The organism is Nonomuraea wenchangensis, from assembly GCF_900111685.1.
GTDB lineage: Bacteria > Actinomycetota > Actinomycetes > Streptosporangiales > Streptosporangiaceae > Nonomuraea > Nonomuraea wenchangensis.
This window is the reverse complement of the sequence record NZ_FOHX01000019.1, coordinates 152,738-176,041: the sequence shown is the minus strand read 5'-3', so window position 1 is coordinate 176,041 and position 23,304 is coordinate 152,738. Positions and strand designations below refer to the sequence as shown.

The window sequence follows — 23,304 nt, the reverse complement described above, 5'->3', positions numbered from 1 at the left end:
AGCGCGGCCGGGCCCGGGGCTGGAACGGGCTCCCGCCCGTTCCAGCCCGCTCCTGCCGGTCTCCTGCCGGTCTCCTGCCGGTCTCCGGTCAGGCGCCGGGCGCGAGCCGGGCGGTCACGCCGATCCGGTTCCAGGCGTTGATCATCGCGATCGCCGCGATCAGCAGCGCGAGCTGCTTGTCGTCGTAGTGCTCGCGGGCCTGCTCCCAGACCGCGTCCGGCACGGCCTCCCGGTCGGGCAGCCGGGTGGCCTCCTCCGCGAGGGCCAGCGCGGCCCGCTCGGCCGGGGTGAACACCGTGGCCTCGCGCCAGGCGGCCACCATCCACAGGCGCTCGTCGCTCTCGCCGGACTTCTTCATGTCGCGGCTGTGCATGTCCACGCAGTAGGCGCAGCCGTTGATCTGGCTGGCCCGCAGCTTCACCAGCTCGAAGGTGGCGGTGGGCAGCTCGCTCCCGCGCAGGATCTTCTCCGCCTCGATGAAGTGGTGGTAGATGTCGGGCACGTGCTTGATGAGGTTGATCCGCTGGCTCATGGCAGCCTCCCGTAGGTGTTTCGTGCTTACGGGTGATGGACGGGGCAGGCCGCCGCGATGTGACAACTTCGGGCCGGGAAATCTCAGCCCTTGCAGTTGCCCCAGCTCTGGCGGCCGCCCCACGCCTCGACGCGGTTGTCCGGGTCGCGGGTCCAGCCGGCGTACCGTACGCACTTCCAGCTCCCGGCCAGGTGGCCGGTCTCGGCGTAGTAGCGGTACTTCTGCGCGTCCTCCGACCTGCCGCCGCCGCGCACCTCAAGGTACGCGCCGGTGACGGAGCGGACGCCCCGGAACGCGGTCTTGATCGCGGCGACGCAGTTCTGGCCGCTGCGCTTGTTGTACATCAGGTAGACGTGCCCGAAAACGGCGCCGTCGCGCGTCTTCATGGCGCGGTGGCCGTCCTGGACACGATGGAAGCCGGAGCCGCAGATCCGCTCCGGCGTGTACGCCGCCGTGGCGGCGTAGGCGGAGGAAGGAAGCGCGGCGAGCCCGGCGGCGGCCAGGGCGGCCGCGAGGACGGTACGTGTGAGCACGGTCATCCCTTCAACGGGGGGAACAGGGTCGGCGACGATCTTTACTGGGTCCTGACCGTGATGGCAAACGGGAGCCTCCCGCCCGGTTCGTGGCGGAACGAGGGAAACCGGGGGAAGTAGACGGAATATGGCGGTTTCTTGGGAAGGGAGCGCCCAGGAACCGGGTATCCCACCGGCGGATCGACTACCGAGGGGATCACCATGGCCATCTGCGAGAGCTGCGGCAACGACTACGACATGGCCTTCGAGGTGCACGCGCAAGGGGCGGTGCACACCTTCGACTGCTTCCAGTGCGCCATCGAGGCCATGGCGCCGATCTGCGAGCACTGCGGCACCAAGGTCATCGGGCACGGCGTCCAGTCGGGCGAGCATTGGTACTGCTGCGCGCACTGCGCCCGCCAGGAGGGCAGCGAAGGCATCGTCGACCGGGTGATGGCGGGCAGCGCCACCACCTGACCCCTGGCTACGGCAGCAGGGGACTACGGCAGCAGGGGACGCAGCCGCGTGACGGCCTCCGCCAGCGGCTCCGCCGGCACCGGAACGGCCAGATCGAGCACCACGTCGCCGTCCCGATGCTCCCACACGCCCGCCACCCGCCCCTCGTGCACGACCACGGGGGAGATCCAGCCCGCCTGCCGGCTCACCTTGGCCTTGAGCTCCGGCGGGATGAGCGGGGCGAGCGTGCGCGGCGCGCCCAGGATGTACTGGTCGAAGCCCGGCAGCAGGTGCACGGCCGCCGACGGGCGGCCGGCGGCCAGCTCGTCCACGTGCTCCGACAGCGCGAGCAGCGTGAGCCCGTCGTCGGTCTCGACCTCGGTCAGCTCGGGCGCCAGCGCGCCGAACCAGCCCTTCAGCACCGCCTTGCGCGCCGTCCCGCCGAACAGCCACGCGTCGAACATCTCCGGCGTGGCCGGGCCGTGCGCGCCCAGATAGGCACGCGCCACCCGCACGCCCGCCTCCTCGTACGGCGGCAGCTCGCCCGGCCAGCCCGGCAGCCAGCCGGCGGGGGTGGTGAAGGTCACCCTGCCCTCGCGCGGCGGGCCGTAGCACAGCTCGCCCAGGCGGCTGAGCGGCTTGAGCAGCGCGCCCCAGCCGGACGCCAGCGCCTCGCGCAGCCGGGTCCGGCCGGTCATCGTCACCACGGCGTCGACCAGCTCCTCCCGGGTCAGCGGCTCGCCCTTCAGCGCCTCGGGAACCGCCTCGATGATCGCGGCGACCTCGTCGGCCGTCACCCCGTGACCGCGCTGCCACGAGCCCTTCTCCCAGAACCGCAGCGTCGCCAGCGCCGCGCAGTAGGAGGCCAGCTCGTCGGCGGGCACCAGGTGCAGCGTGCCGCCCCGCATGAGCCAGGTCCTGACCAGCGTGCGCTCGGACCACAGGGCACGGGGCACCTCCCCGCGCTCCGGCTCCGCCTGCCGGACCGCCACGGCCAGCTCCGCCGACGAGGCCACCTGCGCCTGCACGCCGCACAGCCGCCGGGCGACGCTCACGGCGTCTCCGCCGTCGGCGCCGCTCACGAACTGCCTGCGCAGCCGCCAGGCGAGGATCTGCCCCCAGCTCACCCGAATCGTCACCCGCCTTTTCTACCGGACCCGGCCGACATTCCCGCCGACGGGATCACGGGCTCAGGCGGTGAAGCCGATGTTCTCGTAGTGCAGGTCGTAGAAGCCGCGCGCGCCCACGTTGGCCAGCGTCTCCTTCACGGCCACGTTCTGTGGCCGCTGGTAGAGGGGCAGGACGTTGACCTCCTGCCACAGCAGTCGGTCGGCGGCGTTGGCGAGCGAGCGCCCCTCGGCCGGGTCCAGGCTCTGCGCGGCCCGGCTCATGGCCTCGTCGATGGCCGCCGACCCGGTACGGCCGAAGTTGGCGTTCCACGTCTTGCCGTCGGGCGCGTTCGCGTAGATGCCGAAGCTGCTGGACACGGGGTACGGCGTGCCGATGTAGGAGAACGGCGTGATGTCGAAGTTGCCGGGGATGACGTAGCTGGTGAAGAAGTCACCGCTGGGCACCGACCGGATAGTCAGCTTCACCCCGATCTGGGCGAGCATGCTCTGCGCCAGCTCGCCCTCCTGCTTGCTGATCTGCACCCCGGACGGCACCACGAAGCGCAGCTCCAGCGGCTTGCCGTTCTTCTTCCGCACCGCGCCGTCGAGCCGCCAGCCGGCCGCGTCCAGGAGCCGCCGGGCCCGCGCGGGGTCGTAGGCCCCGTACTCGCCGGCGTTGTCCTGGTAGCCCTCCTGGGTGTTCATGAAGAAGTGGTTGTCGAGCAGCGCGATCGGCCAGTCGAGGCCCTGCAGGTCGGACTGCGCGATGGCCTGCCGGTTGATGCCGAGCTGCACGGCCCGGCGTACGTTGCGGTCGCGCAGCAGCTCGCTGGAGCCGTTGAAGGTGAAGTGCCGGAAGTCGGGCCCGGCCGCCTGCCGCACCTCCGCGCCCGAGGTGGCCCTGGCCCGCGCGTAGTCGGGCGCGGACGGCCCCACGTCGATGATGTCGAGCTCGCCGTTGCTGAACGCGCCGATCAGCGAGTCCTGCTCGGCCGCCCGGTAGATGATCCTGTCGAGCTTGGCCCGGTCGCCCCACCACGCGTCGTCGCGCACCAGCGTGACCGTCTTGGCCGTCTGGTCGAACCCGCCGAACTTGAACGGTCCCGCCGTCACCGGGATCTTGTTGAGCCACCCGGTGTTGAACGCCTCCGCCGAGGAGTTGGTGGCGGCCGGCAGCAGCGGCCCGAACAACGACTGCCAGTCGCCGAACGGCCGCGCGAACGTCACCACCACCTCGTGGTCGTCCTTGCCCCGCGCCACCTTCTCGATGTCCTGGTAGCCGGTCGCGGAGGCGATGCGGTAGGCGGGGTCCTTGCCGTTGAGCGCCCGCCACTGGGCCTGGTAGTCGGCCCAGGTGATCGGCTTGCCGTCGGACCAGTGCGCCTTCGGGTTGAGCGTGTAGGTGACGACCTGCCGTGGCCGCCGCGCCGTGACCTCGGCCTCCAGCACGTAGTCGCGGTCGGGCGTGATCTCGGCCTTCTCGTCGGAGTAGAAGGGCGAGGGCAGCAGCGCGTTGCTGACCGACGCCGCCACCGCCAGGTTGCCGTCGACGTGGTTGCGGTTCCACTGCGCGGGCAGCTCGTTGATGCCCCACCGGAGCGTGCCGCCGTTCTTGACCTGGTCGCGCGGGCGCGGGTTGATGTCGAACGCCCTCACCGTACGGTCGTCGCCCCGGCCCCCGGCGCCTTCCTCGCCACCGCCGCCGGTGCGGCCCCCGCAGCCCGCCAGGGCCAGCGGCGCGGCCACGGCCAGGGCGAGGACGAGACGTGCTGCTTTCATCGAGCGGTTCCTCCTGGTCTATACGACGACACGCCTCTCGGCGTAATGGCAGGCCGCGCCGTGGTCCTCGCCCAGCGTCCGCACGTCGGGCTCCACCTGGACGCAGAGCCCGCGCTCGTCGTCGGTGAGCTCGCCACGGAACTTGGGGCACCTGGTGCGGAAGCGGCAGCCCGTCGGAGGGTCGGCCGGGCTGGGCAGGTCGCCCTCCAGCAGGATCCGCCGCCGGGAGCGCTCACGCGCCGGGTCGGGCAGCGGGATCGCAGACAGCAGGGCCTGGGTGTAGGGGTGCATCGGGGCGTCGTAGACGGCGTCGATCCGGCCGATCTCGGCGATCCTGCCGAGGTACATGACCGCCACGCGGTCGGCGAGATGCCGCACCACGGCCAGGTCGTGCGCCACGAACAGATAGGACAGCCCGAGCCTGGCCCGCAGCGCGCCGAGCAGGTTGATCACTCCGGCCTGGATCGACACGTCCAGCGCCGAGACCGGCTCGTCCAGCACCAGCAGCCGGGGCTCCAGCGCCAGCGCCCGCGCGATGCCGACGCGCTGCCGCTGCCCTCCGGAGAAGTCCTGCGGATAGCGGGCGGCGTGCTCGGGATCCAGCCCGACCAGCGCCAGCAGTTCGGCCACCCGCCGCCCCGGCTGCCGCCGCCCGTGCGTACGCAGCGGCTCGGCCACGATGTCGTGGACGGTCATGCGCGGGTCGAGCGAGGCCAGCGGGTCCTGGAAGACCACCTGCAGGTCGCGCCGGATCGCGGTGCGCTCGCCCCGGCCGAGCCGGGAGGTGTCGCGGCCGAGCACGACGATGCGCCCGGCCTGCGGGGCGGCCAGCTCCAGGATCTGGGTCAGCGTCGTGGTCTTGCCGCTGCCCGACTCGCCGACCAGGGCCAGCGTCTCACCTTCGCGGATGTCGAAGCCGACGCCGGCCACCGCGTGCACGGTGCCCACCCGCCGCCTGAACACCGCGCCCTTGATCAGCGGGTAGTCCTTGACCAGCCCGCTGACCTCCAGCACTGTCCGCCGATGCCGCTCCCGAGGCCCGGCCGGCGGCTCCCCGCCGTCCCCGCCGTCCCCGCCGGTACCTGCGGGGCCTGCGAGGTCGGCAGCGTCGGCGGGGCGCACCTCCTCCCAGCGGATGCATGCCGCGCGATGCCCCTCGCCCACCTCGTACAACGGAGGCTCGCTTTCGTCGCAGGCGGCCACCCACAGCGGGCAGCGCGGCGCGAACGGGCAGCCGGGCGGCAGCGCGCCGGGGGAGGGCGGGCTGCCCTCGATGGGCGTCAGCCGCCCGCCTTGCCGGTCGATGCGCGGCACCGAGCCCAGCAGGCCCACGGTGTAGGGCATGCGCGGCCGGTAGTAGACGTCGTCGACGCCGCCGACCTCGACCGGGCGGCCGGCGTACATGACGAGGACCCGGTCGGCGAAGCCGGCCACCACCCCCAGATCGTGCGTGATCATGATGATGGCCGCGCCGGTCTCGCGCTGCGCCGTCTTCAGCACCTCCAGCACCTGCGCCTGCACGGTGACGTCGAGCGCGGTGGTGGGCTCGTCGCAGATGATCACGTCGGGGTCGTTGGCGATGGCCATCGCGATCATCACGCGCTGCCGCATGCCGCCGGAGAACTCGTGCGGGAAGGCGAGCGCCCGCTCGGCCGGGCGCGGGATGCCGACCAGCTCCAGCAGCTCCACCGCCTTGACCTGGGCGTTCTCCCTGCTCACGCGCTGGTGCACGCGCACGGCCTCGGCGATCTGGTCGCCCACCCGGTAGACCGGCGTGAGCGCCGACAGCGGGTCCTGGAACACCATCGAGATCGTCCGGCCGCGCAGCGCGTCGAGCTCGCGGGCGGGCGCGCCGATCAGCTCCCTGCCGTGCAGCCGCACCGACCCGGTGACGCGCGCGCCACGCGGCAGCAGGCCCATGACGGCCGCCGCGGCGACGGACTTGCCCGACCCCGACTCGCCGACGACGGCCAGCACCTCGCCGGGCCGCACCGCGTAGCCGAGGCCGCGCACGGCGGGCACGCCGCCGAAGGTGACGCCGAGGTCGGTGACCTCCAGGACCGGTCTCATCGCGCCCTCTTCGCCGCGGGGTCGAACGCGTCGCGCAGCGCGTCGCCGACGAGGTTGACCGCGAGCACCGTGACCACCAGCAGCCCGGCCACGAACCAGAACGTCCACGGCGCGTACGTGGCCGTTCTCGACCCGTCGGCGATCAGCGTGCCGAACGACACGTCAGGCGGCTGGATGCCGAACCCGAAGTAGGACAGCGACGTCTCGGTCAGGATGGCCGCGCTGACGTTGAGCGTGGCGTCCACGACGAGCAGCGACGACAGGTTGGGGAGCACGTGCCGGAAGACGATGCGCACCGGCGGCACCCCCATGTAGCGGGCGGCCTGGATGAACTCCCGCTCCTTGAGCGAGATCGTCATCCCTCTGACGACCTTGGAGGTCACCATCCACAGGAACAGCGCCAGCATGACCACGAACAACGCCCACTGCCCGGCCCCGAACAGCGGCGACATGATCGCCAGCACGAGGAAGGCGGGCAGCACGAGCAGCAGGTCGGTCGTCCAGCTCAGCACGCGGTCGGTCCAGCCGAGGAAGTAGCCGGCGAACGCGCCGACCAGGGCCGCGAGCGCCGTGGAGACGAGCGCCGCCAGCAGGCCCACGACCAGCGACTTCTGCATGCCGCGCAGGGTGAGGGCGAAGACGTCGGCGCCCGTCTGGAGCGTTCCGAACCAGTGGTCGGGGGAGGGCGGCTGCAGGAACGCGGTGAAGTCCTTGTCGGTGTAGCTCCACCGGGTGACCAGCGGCCCGGCGAAGGCCAGCAGGAACATCGCCGCCAGCACCGCGAACCCCGCGATCCCCTGCGGGGAGCGGAAGAACCGCCCGGCCACCACCCGCAGCCGCGAATGGACGCGGGTGGTCGCGCCGTCGCTCAGCTCCTCGGCCAGCTCCTCCTGCGACAGCGTCATGCGGACCGCACCCTCGGATCGAGCGCCGCGTGCAGCAGGTCGGCGGCGAGCGAGGCGCACAGCACCGCGACGCCCGCGAGCAGCGAGATGGCGGCGACGGTGTTGACGTCGTTGCTGAAGATCGAGTTGATGAGCTGCTCGCCCAGCCCGTGCCAGCCGAAGATCTTCTCGGTGAACGTGGCCCCGGTCAGCAACGCGCCGAACGTGAACGCGAAGTAGGTCGCCACCGGGATCAGCGCCGTGCGCAGCGCGTGCCGGAGCAGCGCCTTGCGCCGGCTCAACCCCTTGGCCACCGCGGTGCGCACGTAGTCGGCGCCGAGCACGTCGAGCATCATGTTGCGCTGGTAGCGGCTGAAGACGGCGGCGAGCCCGATGGACAGCGAGACGGTCGGCAGGACGAGGTGCTGCACCCGGTCGATGGCCTGGCCCCAGAACCCGGCGGTCAGCCCGTCGGTGTACTCGCCGCTGACCAGCAGCACCTGATGGCCGAAGACCCGCTCGTTGGCCCAGGAGGCCAGCAGGATCAGCATGTTGGCCACCACGACCACCGGCACCGCCAGCACCACGAACGACAGGCCCGTGGAGAGCCGGTCGAACCAGCGGTACTGCCGGACCGCGGCGAGCGCCCCGGCCAGCACCCCGATCAGGCTGCCGAAGAACACCCCCAGGATCACCAGCCGGAACGTCACGCCCATGCGCCGCCTGAGGTCGTCGCCGACCGGCGACCCGGTGATCGTCCTGCCGAAGTCGCCCCGGACCACCCCGCCCGCCCAGGTGGCGTAGCGCTGCAGCAGCGGGACCTTGTCGTTGAGGTTGAGCGCGGCGAGCTGCGCGTCGACCACGGCCGGCGGCGGCTTGGGCGTGCGGTCGGCGTAGTTGGAACGCGGGTCGAGGGCGACGGCGGCCAGCAGATAGGAGAGGCTGGCGGCCACCACGACGAGCACGGTGTAGCCGAGCAGCCTGCGGACCAGGAACCCGGCCATCGCCCTCCCTCCGCCGAGCACGCTACGCAGTCATATAGCTACACCATGTGACGGGGTGGCGCACGCAGCGGGAAGAAGTCAGCGGCCGGAAAGTTCGTCCACGGCGGCGGCGACGTCCTCGCTCGTGATCGTGGTCAGCTCGGCCGCGCTGGCCGCGGAGCCGGCGCCGGCCTGCCCGGCGAGCCGTACGTCCCGGCGCATCGCGGCGCGCTCGAACAGGGAGCGGGCGAAGCGGCCGTTGCCGAGGCCGTCGATGAGCCGCTCCGCGCAGACCCAGGTGAAGACCTCGTCGAGGTTGCGCAGCGCGCCCTCGTCGAAGGTGTCGCCCGCCTTCGACGCGAGCAGGACGGCGATCTCGCTCAGCTCGGCGGGGGAGTAGCTGGGGAAGGCCACGCGCTGGTTGAACCGGCTGGCCAGGCCGGGATTGGTGGCGAGGAAGCCGTCCATCTCGCGCTCGTAGCCGGCCAGCACGACGACGAGCCGGTCGCGGTCGTCCTCGGCCCGCTTGAGCAGCGTCTGCACGGCCTCGGCGCCGAAGGCGTCGCCGCCCTGGTAGCCGGGGTTGACCAGGCTGTAGGCCTCGTCGATGAACAGCACGCCGCCGAGCGCCCGGTCGATCAGCTCGTTGGTCTTGATCGCGGTGGCGCCGAGGTGCTGGCCGACCAGGTCGGCGCGGTGCGCCTCGACCACGTCGGGCCTGGCCAGCAGGCCGAGCGCGGCGAAGATCCGGCCGAGCACCCGGGCGACCGTGGTCTTGCCGGTGCCGGGCGGCCCGACGAAGACGAAGTGGCGCATCTGCTGCGGCGTGGGCAGCCCGCGCTCCTGCCGCATGCGGGCCACCTGGAGCTGCGCGGCGATGGCGTGCACCTGCCGCTTGACCGGGGCCAGGCCCGCCATGCGGTCGAGGTCGGCGAGCGCCTCCTCCAGCGTGGGGGTGGCGGCGTAGCCGCGGAAGCGGGCGGTGAGGTCGTCGAACGCCTTGGTGACGTCGGGCGTGGTGGTGGTGACGAGATCGGTGGTGGTCGGCGTGCCGCCCGCGCCCACCACGCGCACGTCGCGGGCCTGCGCGGCGGCCTCGACCAGGCTGCGGGCGAAGCGGGCGTTGCCCAGCTCGTCGACCAGGCCGCGGCGGTGCACGTCGTCGTACAGGCCGAGCAGGACGCGCCGGGTCTCGGCGCTCATCTGGTCGCCCCGCCGCCGCTGGAGCAGCTCGGTGACCTCGACGAGCTCCTGGGGGGAGTAGCCGGGGAAGCGTACGCGGGTGGCGAAGCGGCTGGCCAGGCCGGGGTTGCTGGACAGGAAGCCGCTCATCTCCTGCTCGTAGCCGGCCAGGATGATGATCACCCGGTCGCGGTCGTCCTCGGCCCGTTTGAGCAGGGTCTGCACGGCCTCGGCGCCGAACCGGTCGGGCTGGCCGTCGGAGGAGTTGACCAGCCCGTACGCCTCGTCGATGAACAGCACCCCGCCGAGCGCCCGGTCGACCAGCTCGTTGGTCTTGATCGCGGTCGCGCCCAGGAACTCGCCCACCAGGTCGGCCCGCTGCGCCTCGACGACGTAGGGGGTCTCCAGCAGGCCGAACGCGTAGAAGATCTTGGCGAGCGCGCGGGCCACCGAGGTCTTGCCGGTGCCGGGCGGGCCGACGAAGACGAAGTGGCGGGTGGGCCGCTCGCTGGCGTAGCCCGCCTCGGCCCGCAGCCTGGACGCCTCGATGGAGGCGGCGATGGAGCGCACCTGCTCCTTGACCGGGGCGAGCCCGATCATGCTCTCCAGCTCGGCGAGCGCGTCCTCGACGGAGATCTGGGGCGGCCCGCCGGGCTTGTCCTGGGCGGTCTCGGGGCGGCCCTCGCGGGCCCTGACCCTGACCTGCTCCTCGACGACGTTCGCGGCCCTCGCCTGGCGCGCCTGCACGAAACGGTAGACGAGCACGGCCAGAGCGGTGATGTACGCCGTCCAGACGGAGGCCGTGATCGACATCAGGTGGATCACCGCGGCGAGCAGGCCGGCGGGGATGAGCGCGGCCAGGGTGGTCACCCACGGCGTGACCCAGCGGATGAGGTGCGCGGCGGCGGCGACCGGCAGGGCCAGGGCGACCATCAGGTGCACCGCGAACGAGCCGCCGGGGTAGAGCCGCCCGAACACCTGCAGGGCGAGCGCCATCCAGCACAGCACCACCAGCGCGGTGGCGGCGGCGCGGGGATAGCGCATGGTGAGCGCGACGAAGGCGAGCGCCAGCAGGACGAGGGGGAAGGTGCTCAGCAGGTCCCAGCCGAGCGCCGCGCCCACGCCCATCGTCGCGACGAGCACGACCACGTAGAGCACCCGCCGCACCCCAGGGGGGATCCGGAAGTAGCGCTCCCGCACCTGTTCGAACAGATCCCGCGCTGCGGCCCGCCCCGCGGCCTGGGCCCTGCCGGACTCACGCATCACGCCTCCCCGGTCCGCCCCCGGTTATACCGCACTGGACGGACGATTAGGCGTTTCTGACACGCTGGGCCGAGGTCACGAAGGCGGCGATGTGCCGGCCGAGCTCGGCGCCGGCGTCCTCCTGGAGGAAGTGCCCCGCGCCCTTGATCACGGGATGCTCCAGGCCGGAGGTCCCTGCCATCGTTTTGAGCAGGATCGGCCGCATACCTCCGGTGATCGGGTCGCTGTCGGAGAAGGCCACCAGGAACGGGCGCTCGAGCGTGGTGAGAACCTGCCAGGCAGCGCGGTTGGCGGGCGCGGCCGGGTCGTCGGGGGAGGTGGGCACCAGGCCCGGCATGGCCCGCGGGCCCGCCTTGTACGTCTCGTCGGGGAACGGCGCGTCGTAGGCGGCCCGCACCTCGGACGGCAGCGGGGTCCTGCACCCGGCTTGGACGAACCGGGCGATGTCGAGCGCCGGGGCGTTGAGCACGGACTCACGGAACCGGTGCCAGACCTCGGGCATGGGAATGTCACCCGTGGGCAACCCCGTGTTGGCGGCCACGATCCCGGCCACCCGCTCCGGGTGCTCGGCGGCGATCCGCAGCCCGATGAGGCCGCCCCAGTCCTGGCCGACGACGGTCATGCCGCGCAGGCCGAGCGCGTCGAGCAGCAGGGCCCGGGTCCACTCGACGTGTCTGGCGTAGGTGTGGTCGGCGAGGTCGGCGGGCTTGTCGGAGCGGCCGAAGCCGATCAGGTCGGGCGCGATCGCCCGCAGCCCGGCCGCGGCCAGCTCGATCATGACGTGGCGGTAGAGGAAGGACCAGCTCGGCTCGCCGTGCAGCAGCACGACCGGCGCGCCGCCGGCGGGGCCGGCCTCCACGTACGCCATGCGCAGGCCGTCGCCCACCTCGGCGTATCGGGGCTCGTAGGGGAAGTCGGGCAGTCCGGCGAAGCGTTCGTCGGGAGTACGCAGGATCCGCATAGAACAAAACTCTAGTCACCGGCGCTGGTGCCGCCCAGGGAACTCGCCCACCGACACCTGCTTGGGCGTCACCCGCAGCACGTCGGCGTCGGCGAGCGCGATGCCGCGCACCTCCACCCAGTACCGCCGCTGGAGCGGGTCGGCGGCGAACACCGCCACGCGCGGATCGGCCTCGATCGCCTCCCACGCCTCGGTCCCGGCGATCAGGCGCAGCTCGCCGGTGGAGGTGACGGTGGCCGCCGCGCCGGCGACCCGGGGGCCGAGGCCGTCTCCGTAGGCCAGGACGACGCCGCGGGCGTAGGAGATGGCCCGGCGCGCCTCGGCGGTCAGCGCGGCCGACGGCCCGGACCCCATGGGCAGGTCGCACATGATCAGCGCGGCCCGCCACGGCCCCGGGCCGCCCCGCCACCAGGCCCGCGCCGCCCGCGCCACGAACACCGCCACCGCCGCCGCGAGCGCCCCCAGCCCGATCCGCCAGGCCCACGCCGAGCCCAGCAGCCCGCCGGCCGCGCAGGCGGCGGCGGACAGCACGACCAGCAGCGTCGCGGCCACGAGCCACCGGTCGTCCATACGGCGGGCGCGCAGGCAGCCGCGCACCACCGGGTACGGCACCGCCAGCGCCGCCACGGCCGCCCGCGGCTCCACCACGAGCGCCACGCCCACCAGCGGCACCAGCACCGACCATGTCCTGACGAGGACGATCCAGAGCGTGACCTCCACGTCCCGCCGCGCCGTACGGTCCGGGCCGGCGAGCAGCGCCTGCTCCAGAGCGCGCAGCGGCCGGCCACGCCAGGACTCCGCCATCGCCCGCACGGCGGCGAGCGCCGGCCAGCCGAGCACGACGACGCCCGCCAGCCCGGCCCACACCGGGTCGAGCGCGCGGGGCACGGCGGGCGCCGTCCCGAGGACCAGCCAGACGGCGAACGCCGGCACCGACACCACGGCGGCCACCACGCCCGCGCCGAGCCACGGGTCCCGTCCGAACATGGCGGGCACGTACGACCAGATCCTGACCCGCCGGGCCTGCCGCACCGTGAGCGGCACCAGCAGCGCGAGCACCGCGAACCCGGCGAGCCGCGCCGACGCCCCCCGGTCGAGGGCGAGCGCCGCCGCCGCGATGGCGACGGTGGTCACGGCGACCAGCAGCCGGGCCTGCCGCGACCAGACCTCCAGCGCCCTCCTGGCCCTGCCGGTCTCGCGCGGGTCCACGGGCCAGGCCGGGTCGTGGTGCGGGCGGGGCCGTTCCCAGCGCAGCAGCGCCAGCGCCAGGTTCACCCGGGCCTGCGGATGGGCGGGGGCGACGGCCAGCGCCGCGCGGTAGCGGTGCGCAGCGCGGGCGTGCTCGCCGCGCAGCAGCGCGAGGTCGCCCAGCAGGACCTCGGGGCCGGCCTCCTCGGGCGCGAACCTCCTGGCCTGCTCGGCGTGCTCGACCGCGTCGCTCCAGCGGCCGGGGCGGCGGCGCAGGACCGCGGCGAGGCGCAGGCGGGCGAGCCAGGAGCCGGGCGCGAGCGCCACGGCCCGCTCGGCGGCGGGCAGGGCGTCGGCGTCGCGGCCCAGCCGCTCGTGGGCGAGGCTGATGAGCCGGTACGCCCACTCGGCCCCGGGATCGAGGTCGGCGGCGCGGCGGGCGGCCTCCAGGGCGGATTCGGGGCGGCCGGCGTTCAGCCTGGTCAGCGCCTCGTCACACCACTCGCGTGAGGACCTATCCTGAATGTCATCGTTCTTACCACTTGGATCGGTCCCCACACCTCCCATGATCGGATGGGGCGCCGACGTTGGATAGATGCCGACATATGGCTGTATCTCTCTAGAGAGGTGCGCCAGACCGTGGATCAGGCGATACCGCTATGACAAGCGCGTGCCATGGCCTAAGCTGCCACGCAAGCCGGAGCGCACGAGCCGGGGCGCCGCCTTCCTAGAGGGGCGGGCGCGAGACCGTGGCGCGCTAGCGGCCGACCACCTGCGCGTGCGGGCCCTGTCAGCGGATCGGCCTGCAAGGAGGCCCATGACCGTCACACAGGCCGCACCGCTCGTCAAGACTTCCGCGAGCCGGCCGGGCGAGCGACGCTGGTCCGTCCTGGCGCTGCTCTGCCTGGCGCTGCTGCTCATCACGGTGGACGCGACGGTCCTGCACATCGCGGTGCCCGCGCTGACCGCCGCGCTCGAACCGAGCGCGGTGCAGCTCCTGTGGATCATCGACGTCTACTCGCTCGTCGTCGCGCCGCTGCTCATCATGTTCGGCACGCTCGGCGACAAGTACGGACGCAAACGCCTGGTCCTGTGTGGCTTCGTACTGTTCGGCCTGGCCTCGGCAGGGGCCGCGTTCGCCCCGACGCCGCTGACGCTGATCCTGGCCAGGGCGCTGCTCGGCGTCGGCGGCGCGATGATCATGCCGGCCACGCTCTCGCTCATCCGCCAGGTCTTCACCGACCGGCGCGAGCGGGCCATCGCGCTCGGCGTCTGGAGCGCGGTGGCCGCGGCAGGCGCCGCCGTCGGGCCGCTCGTCGGCGGGGTGCTGGTCGGCTTCTGGTGGGGCGCGGTCTTCCTGATCAACGTGCCGATCCTGCTCGTGCTGCTGCCCGCCGCCATCCGCCTGCTGCCCGACTCGCCCGTACGCAGGGACCGGCCCTGGGACGCCGCCGGCGCGGCGCTGTCGGTCGCCGGCATCCTGGCGCTGGCCTTCGGGCTCAAGGAGGCGGGCTCGGGCACCCTCATGCCGATGTGGGCGTCGCTGCTGGTGTTCCTGGCGGGAGCCGGGCTGCTCGTCGCCTTCGTCCGGCGGCAGCGGCGGCTGGCCGTGCCGCTGCTGGAGCTCGGGCTGTTCCGGCGGCGTGAGTTCACCACCGGCGTCACCGGGGTGCTGCTCGGCGTCTTCGCGCTGGTCGGGCTCCAGCTCATGCTCGCCCAATACCTGCAGCTCGTGCTCGGCGACAGCCCGGTGCGCGCGGCCGTGCGCATGCTGCCGCTGGTGCTGTCGGCGATCTGCGGCGGGCTCGCGGCGGCCCACATCCTGCCGCGGCTCGGCCTGCGGGCCACGATGAGCGGCGGGCTCGGGCTGGTCGCGCTGGCCCTCACCCCCACGCTGGGCTGGGGCGTCGAAGGACACCCCGTGATGCTGGCCGTCTGCTTCGTCGGCATCGGGTTCGGGGTGCAGGTGGCGCTGCTGGCCGCCTCCGACACCATCATGTCCGCCGTACCGGAGTCCCGGGCGGGCGGGGCGGCGGCCATCGAGGAGACCGCGTACGAGCTGGGCGCCGGCCTCGGCGTCGCCGTGCTCGGCACCATCACCGCCATCGCCTACGCCCCCGCACTGACCGCCGTGCCCGGGGTGTCCGCGGCCGGCATGGACGAGGCCCGCCAGTCCCTCGCCTCGGCCGCGCACGTGGCGCACCAGGTGGGCGGCAGCGCGGGTGGCGCGCTGCTCGACGCCGCCCGGTGGGCCTTCGTCAACGCCCTGCACACGACCGTCGTCGTGAGCGTCGTCCTGCTGAGCCTGACCGCCGTCTCGGTGGCCGTGCTGCTCCGCCGTGATTGAGGTGTGCCATGTCCCGTACCGGGCAGTCAACTAGCGTGAAACAGGTCTCCCGTGATGTCGCGGCCTTAGTCGCCCGCCTGTGCGTGGGCGGGATCTTCTTCGCCAACGGATGGGCCAAGCTGGAGGACGGCCTCAAGCTCACCGGCTCCAAGTTCCTGGAGCAGGGCGCGCCCGCGCCACAGGCATGGGCCACGGTCACGATGCTCGCCGAGCTCATCGGCGGGGCCCTGCTGATCGCCGGGCTCGCGGTCTCCGTCACCGGCCTGTTCCTCTTCGCCGAGGCGCTGGCGGTCTTCCTCGTCGCGCCGCCGCTCAACCCGATCACCATGAATGAGATCATCCTGCTCGGCGCGGCGTCGCTGCTGCTGGCCGTGGTGGGGGCCGGGCGGGCGTCGGTCGACCACATGGTGGTCATCCGGCGGCGGGAGGCGGCTGCGGCCGACGAGTTCGCCGCCGACCACGACGCCGAGCGGGTCATCGCGTCCTTCCGCGACCCGGACGCCCCGGCGCGGCCCGCCGGCGAGGCCGGGGAGTCCCGCGCCACCGCCGAGGGGCAGCAGGCCGCCCGGCCCGAGACCCCCTCCGAGACCCCGCCCGCGGAGAGCCCCGCCACCGAGGACACCGCGCCGCACCCGCGCCCGCGCGCCACCGCGCCCAAGCGCTCCGAGGAGCCGGCGCCCACCCCGGGCGACACGCTGGTCGCCGGGCGCAAGAAGCCCGCCGCCAGGAGCAGGCGCACCTCCGACGAGTGAGGGCCGGGGTCACATCTCCGCGGTGAGGCGGGCCACCACCCGCATCTTGTTCATCGCGTCCAGGGCCGCCACCTTGTACGACTCCGCCAGCGTCGGATAGTTGAACACCGCGTTCACCAGGTAGTCCACGGTGCCGCCGCATCCCATGACGGTCTGCCCGATGTGCACCAGCTCGGTCGCCCCCGTGCCGAACACGTGCACGCCCAGCAGCCGCCGGTCCTCCGAGGACACCAGCAGCTTGAGCATGCCGTACGAGTCGCCGATGATCTGCCCCCTGGCCAGCTCCCGGTAGCGCGAGACGCCCACCTCGAACGGCACCTTCTCCCGCGTCAGCTCGTCCTCCGACTTCCCGACGAAGCTGATCTCCGGGATCGTGTAGATGCCGATGGGCGTCAGCTCGGCCAGCTCCTCGACCGGCTCGCCGCAGGCGTGCTGGGCGGCCACCCGGCCCTGCTCCATCGAGGTCGCCGCGAGCGCGGGGAAGCCGATCACGTCGCCCACGGCGTAGATGTGCGGGACGGCGGTGGCGTAGTTGTCGTCCACCTCGATCCGGCCGCGCCGGTCGGCCGCCAGACCCGCGGCCTCCAGGCACAGCTCGGCGGTCTTGCCCTGGCGGCCGGCCGAGTACATCACGCAGTCGGCGGGGATCCTCTTCCCGCTCTCCAGCACGGTCAGCGCGCCGCTGCCGCGCCGCTCGACGGCCGCCACGTTCTCGCCGAACCTGAAGGTGACCGCCAGGTCGCGCAGGTGGTACTTCAGCGCCTCGACGATCTCCAGGTCGCAGAACTCCAGCATGCGCTCGCGCCGCTCCACCACCGTCACCTTCGTGCCGAGTGCGGCGAACATGGAGGCGTACTCGATGCCGATCACGCCCGCCCCGACGACGACCAGCGTCTCCGGCACCCGCTCCAGCCGCAGGATCGCGTCGGAGTCGATCACCGTACGGTCGTCGAACTCCACGCTGTCCGGCCGGGCAGGCGAGGTGCCGGTGGCGATCACGATCCGGTCGGCGGTGATCTTCATCTCGGCGCCGTCGTCGTCGCCGGACACGCCGATCGTGTGCGGGTCGAGGAAGCGGCCGGTGCCGTGCAGCACCGTCACGTGGTTGCGGGCGAGCTGGCTGCGGATCACCTGGATCTCGCGGCCGATCACGTGCTGCGTGCGCATGCCGAGGTCGGTGACCGTGATCTCGTCCTTGACGCGGTAGCTGGCGCCGTACAGCTCGCGCTGGTTGAGCCCGGTGAGGTAGAGCACCGCCTCGCGCAGCGTCTTGGAGGGGATCGTGCCCGTGTTGATGCACACGCCGCCGATCATGTGCCGTTTCTCGATCACGGCGACGCGCCGGCCGAGCTTCGCCGCGGCGATCGCGGCCTTCTGTCCGCCGGGCCCGGAGCCCAGGACGACTACGTCAAAGTCCGCCACAACGTACAGTGTGCGGTCCGCGCCACCGCGCGGAAAGCCCCGTCTGTCAGACTCCGGAGTATGTTGCGCGCCTTCACCCAGGTCGACGTGTTCACCGCCACCCCCTACCTCGGCAACGCGCTCGCGGTCGTGCTGGAGGCCGACGGGCTCGGCACCGAGGAGATGCGGCGCCTCGCCGCCTGGACCAACCTGTCCGAGACCACCTTCGTCCTGCCGCCCACCAGCCCCGAGGCCGACTACCGGGTACGGATCTTCACCCCCTCCCAGGAGCTGCCCTTCGCCGGGCACCCCACGCTCGGCACCTGCCACGCCTGGCTGGAGGCCGGGGGCACGCCGCGCGACCCCGGCGAGATCGTCCAGGAGTGCGGGGCGGGGCTCGTACGGGTGCGGCGGACCGGCGACGGCCTGGCGTTCCAGGCGCCGCCGCTGATCCGCTCAGGCCCCGTGGAGGAGCCGCTGGTGGCGAGCCTCGCCGAGGCCCTCGGCATCCCCAGGGACGCCGTCGTGGACGCCGAGTGGGCCGACAACGGCCCCGGCTGGGTGGCGCTGCTGCTCGCCGACGCCGAGTCGGTGCTCGCGCTGCGGCCCGGGACCGTGCCGTGCGACGTGGGCGTGGCGGGGCCGTACCCGGCGGGGTCGGACCTCGCGTACGAGGTGCGCGCCTTCTTCCCGCTCCAGGGCGCCACCGTCGAGGACCCGGTCACCGGCAGCCTCAACGCCTCGCTGGCCCAGTGGCTGCTGCGCACCGGCCGCGCCACGGCCCCGTACGTCGCCGCCCAGGGCACCGCCATCGGCCGCGCCGGACGGGTGCGGATCGCGACCGACGACAGCGGGAACGTGTGGGTCGGCGGATCGACCGTCACCTGCGTCACCGGCCGCATCGAGCTGTGACCGGCCGCCTCAGCGCGAGCGCTGCAGGGTGAAACGCACCTCGTCGCCCGGACGGAGCTGCGCGGCCACCGCCAGGTCGGCCGCGCGCAGCACGGCGATCACCGGATAGCCGCCGGTCGGCGGATGGTCGGCGAGGAAGACGATCGGCTGCCCGCTCGGCGGCACCTGGACCGCCCCCGTCACCATTCCCTCGCTCGGCAGCTCGCCCTGCCTCGCCCGCACCAGCTCCGGGCCGCGCAGCCGCACGCCGACCCGGTTGCTGTCCTGCGTCACGACGTACGGGGCCGCGCACAGCTCAGCCAGCGCCGCCGGGACGAACCAGTCGTCCCGCGGCCCCGGCAGCACCCGCAGCACGGCCGGCCCGAGCTCCGGCAGCGGCGCGTAGTCCGCCACGAGCCCGCCCTCGGCGGGCCCCACGGGCAGCCGCGTGCCCGCGCGCAGCGGCTCGGGGCCGAGCCCCGACAGCGAGTCGGTGGACCGGCTGCCCAGCACCGGCGGCACCGCGATCCCGCCCCGCACCGCCAGGTACGTCCGCAGCCCCCGCGAGGGCGCCCCCAGCCGCAGCTCCGCCCCCGCCGGCACCCAGAACGGCGCCCCCATGCCCGCCCCGCGCACCGGCCCCGCCGGCACCGGCGCGCCCGCCAGCGCCGCCCACGCGCCGATGAGGAAGCGCAGCCGCGCCGAGCCGAAGGTCAGCTCGATGCCCGCCAGCCCCTCGGGGTTGCCCACCAGGCGGTTCGCCAGCCTCATGCTCGCCGCGTCGGCCGCCCCGGAGCCAGGCACGCCCAGGTGGGCGAAGCCGGGCCGGCCGAGGTCCTGGACGGTCGCGTACGGGCCGGGCGCGATCACCTCGATCATGCGGGCTCGAACCGTACCCGTGTCCCCGGACGGAACGGCGACGGCGGATCGGCAGCCACGTCCCACACCCGCAGGGTCGTGTGCCCGAGCAGCCGCCAGCCGCCCGGGGACGCGCTCGGGTAGACCGCGGAGTAGGGCCCGGCGACCGCCACGGACCCGGCGGGCACCGAGGTGCGCGGCGTGCCCAGCCGGGGCACGTGCAGCACCGGGTCCAGCCCCGTGAGGTACGCGAACCCCGGCGCGAACCCCAGCCATCCCACCACCAGCTCGCACCCCGTGTGCCGGGCGATCACCTCGTCCACGCCGACGCCCGCCAGCTCCGCCACCGGCTCCAGGTCGGCGCCGTCGTAGACCACGGGGACGGTCACCACCGGCGCCGCGCCGGCCGGCCCGGCGTCAGGCGTCCTGTCACGTTCCCTGGCCAGCACGTCGGCGAGGCGCTCGCGCAGCCGTTCGCGGTCGCCGCCGGGGGCCACCACCAGCACGGTGCCGGGCCCGGGGACGATCTCCACGACCCGGTCGGGCCGCTCGCGCCGCAGTGCGGCGTCCACGCGGTGCGACAGCTCCAGCGAGCCCGTCTCGACCAGCAGCCCGTGCTCGCCCGCCGGCCGGATCATGTGCGGGCGGATCATGTGAACGCCTGCAGGACCACCCCGGCCGCCAGCAGGCCGTCCCGCACCTCCTGCGCCAGGCGGACGGCGCCCTGCGTGTCGCCGTGGACGCAGATCGAGCGCGCTGAGATCGGCACGGAGCTGCCGTCGACGGCCGTCACCGCGCCCTTGACCGCCATCTCCAGGGCCCGCGCGGCCACCTCCGCCGGGTCGTGGACCACCGCGCCCTCCTGCCCGCGCGGCACCAGCGTCCCCTCAGGTGTGTACGCCCGGTCGGCGAACGCCTCGCTCACCGTCGGCACGCCCGCCGCGGCGGCCACCTCGTGCACGACCGAGCCGGGCAGCGTGAGCACCGGCAGCGTGACGTCGTAGTCGGCCACCGCGTCGATCACGGCGGCCGCCTGCTCGCGGTCGCGCACGACGCGGTTGTAGAGCGCGCCGTGCGGCTTGACGTACGACACCCGCCCGCCCATCGCCCGCGCGATGCCGTCCACCGCCGCGAGCTGGTAGAGGACCTCCGCGCACAGCTCCTCGGGCTCGACGTCCATGGCCCGGCGGCCGAAGCCCGCGAGGTCGCGGTAGGACACCTGGGCGCCGATCGCCACGCCCCGGTCGACGGCCGCCGCGCAGGTGCGCCTGATCGTCACCGGGTCGCCCGCGTGGAAGCCGCAGGCCACGTTGGCGCTCGTGACGACGTCGAGGAGCGCGAGGTCGTCGCCGAGCCGCCAGATCCCGAAGCTCTCGCCGAGATCGGCGTTGAGGTCAATCACCATGACACCATCATGCTAAGTCGTCGCTGCTCCGGCGGGCCGAACGCGGACGCGGTCGCTGTATGTCAGATCTCGTCCGGGATGTCGGCGATGTCGTCGAGGGCGGCGGCGAGCTCGTCGGGGTCGCCGCCGATCCGCTCGGCGATCTCGATGAGCACGTGCAGCACGTCGTGCCGGTCGTGGCCGAGGTCGAGCAGGCGCTGGGCGGCCTCCCAGAGCTGCGGCGGGTCGCCCTCCCACAGCCGGGTGGCGATCTCCTCGTGCCAGGCCAGGTGCTCCTGGTCGATCGCGCCGCCGTGGTCGATCTCCAGCAGCGTGCGCCGGTCGGCCTCGTCGGACGGGTTGAGCCGGTCGAGGTCGATGCCGTTGTGCACGCCCTGGAGATAGGGGAACGCGAAGGCGCGCCTGGCCAGCGCCGACAGATCGCCGTCCGGCAGCAGCCGCTCCAGCAGCGGCCGGTCTAGCCCGAACGAGGTCGGATCGCGGTAGGCCACGGGGAACTTGCCCGTCGCCTCCCACACGGCGTCGAGCGTGGCCCGCAGCCCCTGCTCAGGCAGGCCCGTGCGGAGCGCGGCGAAGCGCACCCACGCCGACAGCACGTGCGGCATGGCGTCCTGCTCGGCCGCGCTCAGCATGACCTTGCGGGGCAGCCAGTCGAGCAGGAACGTCTCGCACTTGGTCGGGCTGACCCGCAGCGGCCGGTTGAAGTCCTGCTCGCAGCCGTAGTCGATGATGTGGTCGGCGCAGCGCGAGGCCGCCGAGGGGTCGGACAGGTGCTCGGCCGCGTCGGAGGCCAGGAACTCGGCCGCCAGCATGGCCCGCCGCTCCCTGCTGTAGGGGGCCTCGATGTGCAGCGGCGCCGGGCGCTTGCGTCCCGGGGGCAGCGCCTTCAGCCGGGCGCGGGCGAAGGCGTGGTAGGCGCTGTAGCTGTCGCTCACCGGCGGGGGCGTCTTGGGCTCCCTGGTGGCCTTCATCGCCGACTCCAGCAGCGCCCTGGCCTGCTCGGGCTGGATCTCCTCGAACAGCAGCATCGGGTTGCCCGCCGCCTCGGCCCTCGCCTGCTCCAGCAGCTTGTCGACCTGGGAGGACACCCAGGCGTCGCGGGCCATGCCGCTCATGTTGTAGTCGACGACCAGCACCAGCGCGTGCCGGTCGGTCGGGTGGGATGCCTCGTTCCAGCGGTAGGCGAAGGTGCAGATGACGGTGTCCTGGTCGCCGTAGGCGTCGCGGGAGACGTAGCAGCCGGCCGGTTTGACCGCGCCCACCTTGTCGGCCCAGCCGGGCCGCGCCACGCCCGACTCCATCATGGCCAGCGCCGCGCCCTCGGCCTTGGCCCCCTGGCGGGCGGTGCCGAGATAGGCGAGGCAGATCAGCAACGTCAGCGAGGCCGGGGTGCCGGCCTTGGCGGCGTAGTCGACCAGCCCTTCGCCGAGCACCTGCTCCACGTCGCCGCCCCGGACCCGTCTGCCCCACCAGGCCCCGATCATGTCGGAGACCATCAGCTCCGCGTCGAGCGGCGTGCGCACGGCCAGCAGCTCGCGGGCCGCCGTCACCATCTCCTGGAACACGTCGTCGGGCGGGGTGCTCTCCCGGGGATCTCGTCGGTGTCGGCGCACACCCTCACTCTCTCGTATTCCAGGCGCAAACGGTGCGGAGAACTCGGCCTGGTAACCCCGATGTTATCGGGGATCTCACCGTCGTCGGGGTCTCGGCCTGTCGGGGTGTCAGCGCGGGGCGCGCGGCGGCGGCGCCGAGTTGACGATCGCGAGCAGGTGCTCGCGCGCGATGCGTTCCACGATCTCGGGCGTCGCGGAGACACCCAGGTGCCGGGCGCACGCGCAGACGTCGGCCACGCAGCGGTCGATGGTGTCCACGGGTACGGTCAGGAACTCTTCGGCCAGCCGGAGACTGACCGGTTCGCGCAGGAACCGTGTGGCCAGAGCGAGCATAGGTGTCAGATTCCTCTGGAAGCCCGGGGGCAAACCCTCAGGAACGTGTGCTGGGCGACTTGCGCTCTCATTTCATCCTTTCTCGGACGACTGTCAAGCCTCCGCGACGCCTGTGTTCACTTCACCCGGCGCCCATCCATGCCAAGCTGTCTCCATGCGCATCCAGCTCGCCCAGAAGAGCGAGGCGGACGAGCTCCTCGGCCGCAATCCACTCGCCCTGCTCGTCGGCATGCTCCTCGACCAGCAGATCCCCATGGAGTGGGCGTTCACGGGGCCGCACACCATCGCCGAGCGGCTGGGAGGCGACCTCACGGCCGAGCGGATCGCCTCGTATGATCCTGAGGCGTTCGCCGCGCTGCTCGCCGAGAAGCCGGCCGTGCACCGCTACCCCAAGGCCATGGCGGCCAGGGTCCAGGCGCTCGCGGCCCACCTCGTCGAGCACTACGACGGGCTGCCCGAGAACATCTGGGCCGGGGCGCCCGACGGCAAGGAGTTGTTGAAACGACTCATGGCCCTTCCGGGATACGGCAAGCAGAAGGCCCAGATTTTTTTGGCATTGCTGGGGAAGCAGTTGGGTGTTCAACCTTCAGGCTGGCGTGAGGCGGCGGGAGCCTATGGCGAGGAGGGTTCGCACCGTTCGGTGGCCGACGTGGTCGACGCCGAAAGCCTGGTCCGCGTACGTGCCGCCAAGCAGGAGGCCAAGCGCGCGGCCAAGGCCGAATAGCTGCGCTGTAACCTGATCTTGCTGCGCGACGTGGAGCGATTTTGACAGGATGCGTTGACCT

21 protein-coding genes are annotated in these 23,304 nt (G+C 73.1%); 5 read left to right on the top strand and 16 right to left on the bottom strand.

Features of this window, described 5'->3' with window-relative positions; genetic code table 11:
- Nucleotides 1-88 precede the first annotated feature (88 nt).
- Nucleotides 89-532 (bottom strand): carboxymuconolactone decarboxylase family protein, encoded by a 444-nt coding sequence (locus BMW85_RS39945; protein ID WP_091092232.1) that lies wholly within the window; start codon nt 530-532, stop codon nt 89-91.
- 83 nt (nt 533-615) lie between these two features.
- On the bottom strand, nt 616-1,065 hold the full coding sequence (locus tag BMW85_RS39940; protein WP_143082569.1) for a hypothetical protein: 450 nt from the start codon (nt 1,063-1,065) through the stop codon (nt 616-618).
- Between the two features lie 201 nt (nt 1,066-1,266).
- Here BMW85_RS39940 and BMW85_RS39935 point away from each other — a divergent pair, with 201 nt between their 5' ends.
- The gene (locus BMW85_RS39935; RefSeq protein ID WP_091092228.1) at nt 1,267-1,521 is read left to right on the top strand and encodes a metallothionein; all 255 of its coding nucleotides are present in this window, start codon (nt 1,267-1,269) and stop codon (nt 1,519-1,521) included.
- Nucleotides 1,522-1,544: 23 nt separating this feature from the next.
- Here the strand turns inward: BMW85_RS39935 and BMW85_RS39930 are convergent, their stop codons facing one another.
- The 8 genes from BMW85_RS39930 to BMW85_RS39895 form a co-directional block, all read right to left on the bottom strand.
- Nucleotides 1,545-2,639 carry a winged helix DNA-binding domain-containing protein gene (locus tag BMW85_RS39930; protein WP_245775336.1) on the bottom strand — a complete coding sequence of 365 codons (1,095 nt, stop codon included), beginning with the start codon at nt 2,637-2,639 and terminating at the stop codon, nt 1,545-1,547.
- Nucleotides 2,640-2,690: 51 nt separating this feature from the next.
- On the bottom strand, nt 2,691-4,388 hold the full coding sequence (locus BMW85_RS39925; protein WP_245775335.1) for an ABC transporter family substrate-binding protein: 1,698 nt from the start codon (nt 4,386-4,388) through the stop codon (nt 2,691-2,693).
- An 18-nt stretch (nt 4,389-4,406) separates the two neighbouring features.
- A complete protein-coding gene (locus tag BMW85_RS39920; protein ID WP_091092224.1) occupies nt 4,407-6,458 on the bottom strand; it encodes a dipeptide ABC transporter ATP-binding protein in 2,052 nt (683 codons plus the stop codon).
- A complete protein-coding gene (locus BMW85_RS39915; protein WP_091092222.1) occupies nt 6,455-7,363 on the bottom strand; it encodes an ABC transporter permease in 909 nt (302 codons plus the stop codon). Before BMW85_RS39915 ends, BMW85_RS39920 begins: the two co-directional genes overlap by 4 nt.
- Nucleotides 7,360-8,346, bottom strand: coding sequence for an ABC transporter permease (locus BMW85_RS39910; RefSeq protein WP_091092220.1), 987 nt, complete (start codon nt 8,344-8,346; stop codon nt 7,360-7,362). Before BMW85_RS39910 ends, BMW85_RS39915 begins: the two co-directional genes overlap by 4 nt.
- A 78-nt stretch (nt 8,347-8,424) precedes the next feature.
- Nucleotides 8,425-10,770 carry an AAA family ATPase gene (locus BMW85_RS39905; RefSeq protein ID WP_091092218.1) on the bottom strand — a complete coding sequence of 782 codons (2,346 nt, stop codon included), beginning with the start codon at nt 10,768-10,770 and terminating at the stop codon, nt 8,425-8,427.
- A 46-nt stretch (nt 10,771-10,816) separates the two neighbouring features.
- Nucleotides 10,817-11,731, bottom strand: a complete 915-nt coding sequence (locus BMW85_RS39900; protein ID WP_091092216.1) for a haloalkane dehalogenase — start codon at nt 11,729-11,731, stop codon at nt 10,817-10,819.
- A gap of 15 nt (nt 11,732-11,746) precedes the next feature.
- Nucleotides 11,747-13,486, bottom strand: a complete 1,740-nt coding sequence (locus BMW85_RS39895) for a tetratricopeptide repeat protein (RefSeq protein WP_245775334.1) — start codon at nt 13,484-13,486, stop codon at nt 11,747-11,749.
- Between the two features lie 250 nt (nt 13,487-13,736).
- On the opposite strand from BMW85_RS39895, the gene BMW85_RS39890 reads away from it, so the two are divergent.
- Nucleotides 13,737-15,266, top strand: a complete 1,530-nt coding sequence (locus tag BMW85_RS39890) for an MFS transporter (RefSeq protein WP_091092213.1) — start codon at nt 13,737-13,739, stop codon at nt 15,264-15,266.
- 35 nt (nt 15,267-15,301) lie between these two features.
- Nucleotides 15,302-16,018: a DoxX family protein gene (locus tag BMW85_RS39885; protein ID WP_177241120.1), complete on the top strand. Its 717-nt coding sequence runs from the start codon at nt 15,302-15,304 to the stop codon at nt 16,016-16,018.
- Nucleotides 16,019-16,027: 9 nt separating this feature from the next.
- Here BMW85_RS39885 and sthA read toward each other — a convergent pair whose 3' ends face one another.
- Nucleotides 16,028-17,440: a Si-specific NAD(P)(+) transhydrogenase gene (gene sthA / locus BMW85_RS39880; protein ID WP_091092209.1), complete on the bottom strand. Its 1,413-nt coding sequence runs from the start codon at nt 17,438-17,440 to the stop codon at nt 16,028-16,030.
- A 60-nt stretch (nt 17,441-17,500) separates the two neighbouring features.
- On the opposite strand from sthA, the gene BMW85_RS39875 reads away from it, so the two are divergent.
- Entirely contained in the window at nt 17,501-18,331 is an 831-nt protein-coding gene (locus BMW85_RS39875) for a PhzF family phenazine biosynthesis protein (protein ID WP_091092207.1), read from the top strand.
- A gap of 9 nt (nt 18,332-18,340) precedes the next feature.
- Here the strand turns inward: BMW85_RS39875 and BMW85_RS39870 are convergent, their stop codons facing one another.
- From BMW85_RS39870 to BMW85_RS39850, 5 genes are all read right to left on the bottom strand, one after another.
- On the bottom strand, nt 18,341-19,189 hold the full coding sequence (locus tag BMW85_RS39870; RefSeq protein WP_091092205.1) for a 5-oxoprolinase subunit C family protein: 849 nt from the start codon (nt 19,187-19,189) through the stop codon (nt 18,341-18,343).
- Nucleotides 19,186-19,821, bottom strand: a complete 636-nt coding sequence (locus tag BMW85_RS39865; protein ID WP_245775333.1) for a 5-oxoprolinase subunit B family protein — start codon at nt 19,819-19,821, stop codon at nt 19,186-19,188. The genes BMW85_RS39870 and BMW85_RS39865 overlap by 4 nt, the downstream gene beginning before the upstream one ends.
- Nucleotides 19,818-20,573 carry a LamB/YcsF family protein gene (locus BMW85_RS39860; RefSeq protein ID WP_091092202.1) on the bottom strand — a complete coding sequence of 252 codons (756 nt, stop codon included), beginning with the start codon at nt 20,571-20,573 and terminating at the stop codon, nt 19,818-19,820. The genes BMW85_RS39865 and BMW85_RS39860 overlap by 4 nt, the downstream gene beginning before the upstream one ends.
- 62 nt (nt 20,574-20,635) lie before the next feature.
- Nucleotides 20,636-22,126, bottom strand: a complete 1,491-nt coding sequence (locus BMW85_RS39855; RefSeq protein WP_245775341.1) for a hypothetical protein — start codon at nt 22,124-22,126, stop codon at nt 20,636-20,638.
- 168 nt (nt 22,127-22,294) lie between these two features.
- Nucleotides 22,295-22,519, bottom strand: a complete 225-nt coding sequence (locus BMW85_RS39850; RefSeq protein WP_091092197.1) for a hypothetical protein — start codon at nt 22,517-22,519, stop codon at nt 22,295-22,297.
- A gap of 154 nt (nt 22,520-22,673) precedes the next feature.
- On the opposite strand from BMW85_RS39850, the gene BMW85_RS39845 reads away from it, so the two are divergent.
- A complete protein-coding gene (locus BMW85_RS39845) occupies nt 22,674-23,243 on the top strand; it encodes an HhH-GPD-type base excision DNA repair protein (RefSeq protein WP_091092195.1) in 570 nt (189 codons plus the stop codon).
- Nucleotides 23,244-23,304 lie beyond the last annotated feature (61 nt).